The organism is Streptomyces sparsus, assembly GCF_054776295.1.
Genome location: NZ_BAAHCA010001540.1, coordinates 1 through 731, shown reverse-complemented (window position 1 = coordinate 731; position 731 = coordinate 1). Strand labels below are relative to the sequence as shown.

Genomic DNA, 731 nt, shown 5'->3' with positions numbered 1-731 from the left:
CGCCGCAGCCGATGCTGGCACCCGCCCCGCAGACGTCGCCCGCCCAGGCCGCCGAAGCGCTCCACCTGCCGGCGCAGTACGCGCCCGCGGCGGTCTCGCACCCCGGCTCGTACGCCTCGGCCCACGCCTCGGACCCGTACCCGGCGGCTCCATATCCGGCGGCTGGGTATCCGGCGGGCGGGTACGCCCCGCTCGCCGACCCGTTCCCCGGTCACCCGTCCGCCTTCTCCGGCTCCTCCTCCCCCGCCTTCTCACCCCCCGCCTTCTCGTCTGCGGGGTACGAGGCCGCCGTCGGCCTCCCGTTCTCCGGAGGTCCGCAGGGCGGCTACCCGGCCGATCCGTACCCCGCTCAGCAGCAGTTCGCCACCGGTCCGGAGTACTTGCCCGCGCAGGCCCCCGGCGCCGCCGATCCCGGCCGGTCCGGTGCCTATCAGCAGTTGCCCGCCCCGGCCCAGCAGCAGCAGCAGCAGTTCCAGCCTGCGGCCGGGGACCAGGGTTTCGGGCCGGGCGGGCCGTCCACGGGTCCGCTCCACGCGGTGGCCGCAACGGAGTTGACCGCGCCGCTGGAGACCGTCGCCCCGACGGGCACGGAGTCGACGCCTGGCGGGCAGCCGGGCTCGGACTCCGTGGCGCCCAGTGCCGCGCAGAACCTGACCCATCTCCCGGCGCCCGTCCTGCTGGCCAGATGAGCCCCGGGCCGGCCCCGGCGGAACGGCCCGTACCGCCGGGAG

General features: G+C 77.0%; 1 pseudogene. It reads left to right on the top strand.

Annotated elements, in window-relative coordinates:
* Nucleotides 1–689, top strand: a pseudogene (locus ACYVE9_RS29490) (hypothetical protein); the annotation flags it as partial.
* Between the last annotated feature and the right edge of the window lie 42 nt (nt 690–731).